Annotated in this window: 5 protein-coding genes; 3 read left to right on the top strand and 2 right to left on the bottom strand. The window is 70.1% G+C overall.

What is annotated here, in order from left to right:
• Positions 1-217: 217 nt before the first annotated feature.
• From AC5JJ1_RS11160 to AC5JJ1_RS11170, 3 genes are all read left to right on the top strand, one after another.
• A complete protein-coding gene (locus AC5JJ1_RS11160) occupies positions 218-565 on the top strand; it encodes a hypothetical protein (RefSeq protein WP_495785195.1) in 348 nt (115 codons plus the stop codon).
• A 509-nt stretch (positions 566-1,074) separates the two neighbouring features.
• Positions 1,075-1,416: a hypothetical protein gene (locus tag AC5JJ1_RS11165; protein WP_495785196.1), complete on the top strand. Its 342-nt coding sequence runs from the start codon at positions 1,075-1,077 to the stop codon at positions 1,414-1,416.
• 209 nt (positions 1,417-1,625) lie between these two features.
• On the top strand, positions 1,626-2,540 hold the full coding sequence (locus tag AC5JJ1_RS11170; protein ID WP_495785197.1) for an AraC family transcriptional regulator: 915 nt from the start codon (positions 1,626-1,628) through the stop codon (positions 2,538-2,540).
• A 104-nt stretch (positions 2,541-2,644) separates the two neighbouring features.
• Here the strand turns inward: AC5JJ1_RS11170 and AC5JJ1_RS11175 are convergent, their stop codons facing one another.
• Positions 2,645-3,475, bottom strand: a complete 831-nt coding sequence (locus AC5JJ1_RS11175) for an oxidoreductase (RefSeq protein ID WP_495785198.1) — start codon at positions 3,473-3,475, stop codon at positions 2,645-2,647.
• Positions 3,476-3,602: 127 nt separating this feature from the next.
• Positions 3,603-5,617 (bottom strand): xanthine dehydrogenase family protein molybdopterin-binding subunit (locus tag AC5JJ1_RS11180; RefSeq protein ID WP_495785199.1); only part of this gene is annotated, 2,015 nt, incomplete at its 5' end.

The following is a 5,617-nucleotide window of genomic DNA, read 5'->3' on the forward strand; positions in this document are numbered from 1 at the left end:
TGTCCTGCCGCAACGCATTCAGAATACAGGAGTTCTTCATGGACGGGCTCTTAGCGGCTAAGCAATTGATCAGGTGACGCTGCCAAATGCAGCGCCGCCGCAAGCCTGCGACACCCGGCGCAAGCGGCAGACGGCGCACCTGCCTGCCGAAGCTTAAGGTCCTCCCATCAGCCAAGGCCGCATCCCGCGGCACAGCGACAGACAGAGGAGAGACCCCATGATCCGCAAGCACAGCCTGAGCCTGACCCTGGCCGCGACCCTGGCCCTCGGCATCAGCAGCGTCGCTCAGGCGCAGCAGACTGGCCCCCGCCTGATCGGTGGCGGCGACGACGCCCAGGTCGTCTACACGCAGCCGAGCCATAACTTGGTCGGGCGCGGCACGGCCACCCTGGTCGGAGGCGGCGAGGACCGGCAGGTGGTCTATGGCCCGATGAACACCAGCCAGGCCTCGAGCGGTCTCGTGGCCCGCATCATCGGTGGCGGTGAGAACCTGCAGGTGGTCTATGAAGCGGCGCCGAACACCAACTCGGCCCTCGCCGGCACCATGGGCCCGCCGCGCACCTGATCTCTATCTGCATCAACACAGCACCCCCTGCAGACCCAAATCGGGCCTGCAGGGGGCGCTCCTGTTTGGTCACCGGCTCGCTTGGTCAGGGTAAATCGAGCGTCGAGAAGCATGGCCGAGCATACTGGACGCTGATCCAAGAGCCGGGTCCGCACAGCCATTGACGCCGACGGACAATGCCGTCGGTAACCCAAACTGCGTGGCGGCGCCGCAGCGAAGCTGCCTTTGGCTGCCGAGGCGCTCAACCGTCTCCGGACCACGAAGCCAGTTTCCCATCCATACCGCTTGGCGTGGCCTGGGCAAAGCAACCAAGGCTGGCCGAGCCTCGCCGCTGCATCATGTCCAAGATCAGAATCTTTGTTCAGCCGAGGCAGCCAACTGCAGCGCCGCCGCAAGCCTGCGACACCCGGCGCAAGCGGCAGACGGCGCGCCTGCCTGCCGAAGCTTAGGGTCCTTCCATCAGCCAAGGCCGCATCCCGCGGCACAGCGACAGACAGAGGAGAGACTCCATGATCCGCAAGCACAGCCTGGCCCTGGCCGCGACCCTGGCCCTCGGCATCAGCAGCGCTGCCCAGGCGCAGCAGACCGGTCCCCGCCTGATCGGTGGCGGCGACGACGCCCAGGTCGTTTACGCGCAGCCAAGCCATAACCTGGCCGGGCGCGGCACGGCCACCCTGGTCGGAGGCGGCGAGGATCGGCAGGTGGCCTACGCGCCGGACACGGTGGCGCAGCCTGGGCATGGCCTCGTGGCGGTGCTCGTCGGCGGCGGGGCGGATGTGCAGCTCGCCTACCGCGAGCCGACGATGCCCTGGACCATGACGGCCGAAGCCGGACAGCGCCCGCGCGGCTGACCGCACCCTGAACCGGCATTGCCCCCCGCGGACCCCCACTGGGTCCGCGGGGTTGCCCTTGCTTGCTCGCCTGCTACCCAAGGGTGGCCAATCGGCCTCGCTCATCTCGTTGTATCTTTTCCAGTCCGCCATCCTTTGCCATGTGTTGCGCCCGAAGCGCCCATCCTACCGAGGCGTCCTGCGCAACGATTGCCCAAGGGGAGTGACAGATGAGCCGGGACAGCAACGCCGCAGTATCGCCCCTGCAATCCGGTCGGCGGCCGCCCGAGGCCATCGGCCAGATCCTCGACCAGGCCCCGGTGCTGGCCGAGGAGGTTCTGCGCGGCGATACCAGGCTGACCCAGCGTTGGTCGCATGGCGCGCTGCACGACTTCCTGCCGGCCATGTCGGGCCACGTCGTCATGACCTATTACGGCGCCGCCCAGGAGATCATCTGGCGCCAGGGCCAGCAGCGCTTCGCCTCCCGCACCGCGCCGGGCACCATCACCTTGATCCCCGACGGGCATGAGGGACGCTGGGACATCGCCGGCCCCATCGAGGTCTCGCATGTCTACCTGACCCGCGAGCGGCTGGCGGCCTCGGCCGAGTTCCTGTTTCCGGGCCGGAGCATCGACCTGGTCGGTCGGGTTGGCTTCGAGGACCAGACCAGTGCCCGGGTTCTGGAGTTGCTGAGCCGCGAAGCCGCGCAGGGCGACCCAGCCACCCGGCTGTTCGTCGAGCAGGCCATCGACCTGCTCTGTACCCAGCTGATCCGGACACATTCCACCCTGGCGACGCCCGCCGCGCCGCCGCCGCGCCGCGGCCTGGCGAACTGGCAGGTGAAGCGGGTGACGGAGTTCATGCGGGAGAACCTGGAGCGGGAGATCGGGCTGGACGAGCTGGCGGGGCTCGTCGGGCTGAGCCGCTTCCACTTCTGCACCGCCTTCCGTCTGGCGACAGGCCAGACGCCGCATGAGTGGCTGACCGCCCTGCGCATCACGGCGGCCCAGCAGATGCTGGCGCAGCCGGAGCTGCCGGTGACCAGCATCGCCCTGGCGGTCGGTTACCAGACGCCCTCCGCCTTTGCCGCGGCCTTCCGGCGCCTCACCGGCACGACGCCCACCGCCTATCGGCGCAGGCTGTAGTCGCTGCAGGCAAGGAACTACGAGGTTTCCGTCATGGAAATGCCCGTCCCTGGGATTAGGCTGCTCCCAGGGACGGGCCAAGGCTCGACTCTGCGGCCGGCCGTTCAGGCGGCGAAGTCGGTCGAGTGCGAGAGCGAGCTCCAACGCGCCAGCTCCTCCGCAACGAAGGCAGTCTTGGCCTCCAGCACCGCGACGGCGTCGCTGCCGAAGGGCAGGCGCAGCGGCGGCTCCGCCATGGCGGCCAGCGCCAGGATGCCGGCCGCCAGCTTCGCCGGGTCACCGGGCTGGTTGTGGCTGACGGTGCGGGCCCGCTGGCGCGTCGCCCCGGCCGTCTGGGTGTAGTCGTCGATCCGCGGGGTGCTCACCGCCAGCGACCGCTCGTCGAGGAAATCGGTGCGGAAATAGCCTGGTTCGACGATGGTCACATGGATGCCAAGCGGCTTCAGCTCCGCCGCCATGGCCTCGCTCAACCCCTCCACAGCGAACTTCGTCGAGCAGTAGACGCCAAAGCCCGGGCTGGCGCGGAAGCCGCCGACCGAGGAGAGGTTCATCACATGCCCGGCGCGTTGCCGGCGCATCTGCGGCAGCACGGCGCGGCACACGGCGAGCAGGCCGAAGACGTTGGTGCGGTAGAGGCGTTCCACCTCCTCGGCCGTCGCCTCCTCCACGGCGCCCAGCAAGCCGAAGCCGGCATTGTTCACCAGCACGTCGATGCGCCCGAACCGGGCGACAGCCTTGGCCACGGCAGCCTCTACCTGCGCGTCGTCGGTGACGTCGAGGGCAACCGCCAGGAGGTTGGGATGCTCGCCGAGCGCCGTGGTGACGGCCGCAGGGTCGCGCGCCGTGCCGACCACCTGATCGCCTGCGTCGAGCGCCGCGGCGGCGATCCGGGCGCCGAGACCACGCGAGGCGCCGGTGATGAACCAGGTCTTCATGGGGCTTCTCCATCTTGATCCGGCCGTTCGGGCCGGGGGTTGCGACTGACCGATGCTTAAGGGGAGGAGCGGCAAGGCGCCGTTCGGGCCTTGCCGCCGCTGTTCCTGCCTTGCGGTGCTGCGCCGGTCAGGCGATGGCGAGGGCCTCTGGGTCGATCGGCAGCTTGCGCAGCCGCACCCCCGTCGCCGCAAAGACGGCATTGGCGAGCGCCGGCGCGATGGCCGCGGTGCCGGGCTCGCCCATGCCGCCGGGCTCATCGTTGCTTTGGACGATGTGGACCTCGATCGCCGGCGCCTCGTCGATGCGCAGTGGGCGGTAGGTGTCGAAATTGCCCTGCTCGACCCTGCCGTTGCGCAGGGTGATCTCGCCGTAGAGCGCGGCCGACAGCCCGAAGATGATGCCGCCCTCGATCTGCGCCCTGACCGTATCCGGGTTGACGATGATGCCGGCATGCACGGCGCAGACCACGCGCTCCATCCGCACCGTGCCGTCCCGGGCGACGGCGACCTCCGCCACCTGCGCCATGGTCGTGCCCCAGCCTTCGATCAGGGCGATGCCGCGGCCGCGCCGGGCCCCGAGCGGGCTGCTCCAGCTGGACTTCGCCGCCGCCAGGTCGAGCACCTGCCGCGCCCATGGATGCCGGCCAAGCAAGTGCTGCCGGTAGGCGACGGGATCCTGTCCGGCCTTGGCCGCCAGCTCGTCCAGGAAGCTTTCGACCATGAAGGCGTTGTGGGTGACGCCGACGCCGCGCCACCAGGCCGTGCGCAATCCCTTTGGCGGTTCCACCCGGACATAGTCGACATGGGCATTGGCGAAGGCGGCCGGCAGCCACCGGGCCATGATGGAGGAGCCGGCGACGCGGTGGTGGAAGGCCACCGGGTTGCCCCCCACGTCCAGCCCCGCCGCCAGTCGGTCATGGTAGTAGGGGCGGTAGAGGTCGTGCTGGGTGTCCTCCTCCCGCGTCCAGACCAGCTTCACCGGCCAGCGGGTTTGGCGGGCGATGAGGACGGCCTGGGTGATGCTGTCCACGTCCAGCCGCCGGCCGAAGCCGCCGCCCAGCAGCTGGTTGTGCACGATCACCTGCTCGACCGGCAGGCCGGCGGCCTCGGCCGCTGCCTGCTGGGCGCGGGTGAGGGTCTGGGTGCCGCCCCAGACCTCGCACTGGGTCGGGCTCAGGCGCACCGTGCAGTTGATCGGCTCCATGGGGGCATGGGCGAGGAAGGGCAGCTCGTAACGTGCCTCCACGCGTTGTGCAGCGCCCTCCATGGCGGCGCGGACGTCGCCCTTGTCGACCGCGACGGCGCCGGGCTGGTCTGCCGCGCGGCGGAGAGCTCCCGCGACGTCTTCGGTGGAGAGGGCGGCGTTCGGCCCCGCCTCCCAGTGGATGTCGAGCGCCTCCAACCCCTTCCGGGCCGCGCCCATATGGTCCGCCACCACGGCCACGGCAGCGTCCAGCCGCACCACCTGGCGCACGCCGCGGACAGCGAGGGCCGGCGCCGGATCGACGCTGCGGAGCCGGCCGCCGAGCACCGGGCAGGCTGCCACGGTTGCGATCTTCATCTCCGGCAGGCGGACATCGATCCCGAAGCGAGCCGTGCCGTTCACCTTGGCCGGGGTGTCGATCCGCTTGGCCGAGGTCCCGATCAGGCGGAACTGGTCCGGAGACTTCAACCTCACCTGGGAGGGCACCGGTTGGGCAGCGGCAAGGCTGGCCAGCGCGCCGTAGCTCAGGCTGCGGCCGCTCGGCGCATGATGCACCCGGCCCCGCTCGGCCCGGCAGCTGGCGGGGTCCACCTGCCAGTACTGGGCGGCGGCGCCCACCAGCATCTTCCGGGCGGTGGCACCTGCCTCACGCAGCGGCTTGAAGAAGCCGCGCACGGAGGTGGAGCCGCCGGTGTTCTGGAAGCCCATTAGCGGGTTGGCGAAGCGCCGGTCATCCGGCGGCGCCGCCACCACGGTGACCTGGCTCAGCTCGACCTCGAGCTCCTCGGCGATCAGCATGGACATGGCCGTGTAGGCAGCCTGGCCCATCTCCACCTGGGACATGGTCAGGACGATCGCGCCGTTCGGCTCGATGCGCACGACGGCATTGGGCTGGAACGCGGCGGGCGGGCCTGCAAGGGCCGGCTGAGCGGGATCGG

It is taken from the genome of Belnapia sp., from assembly GCF_059504005.1.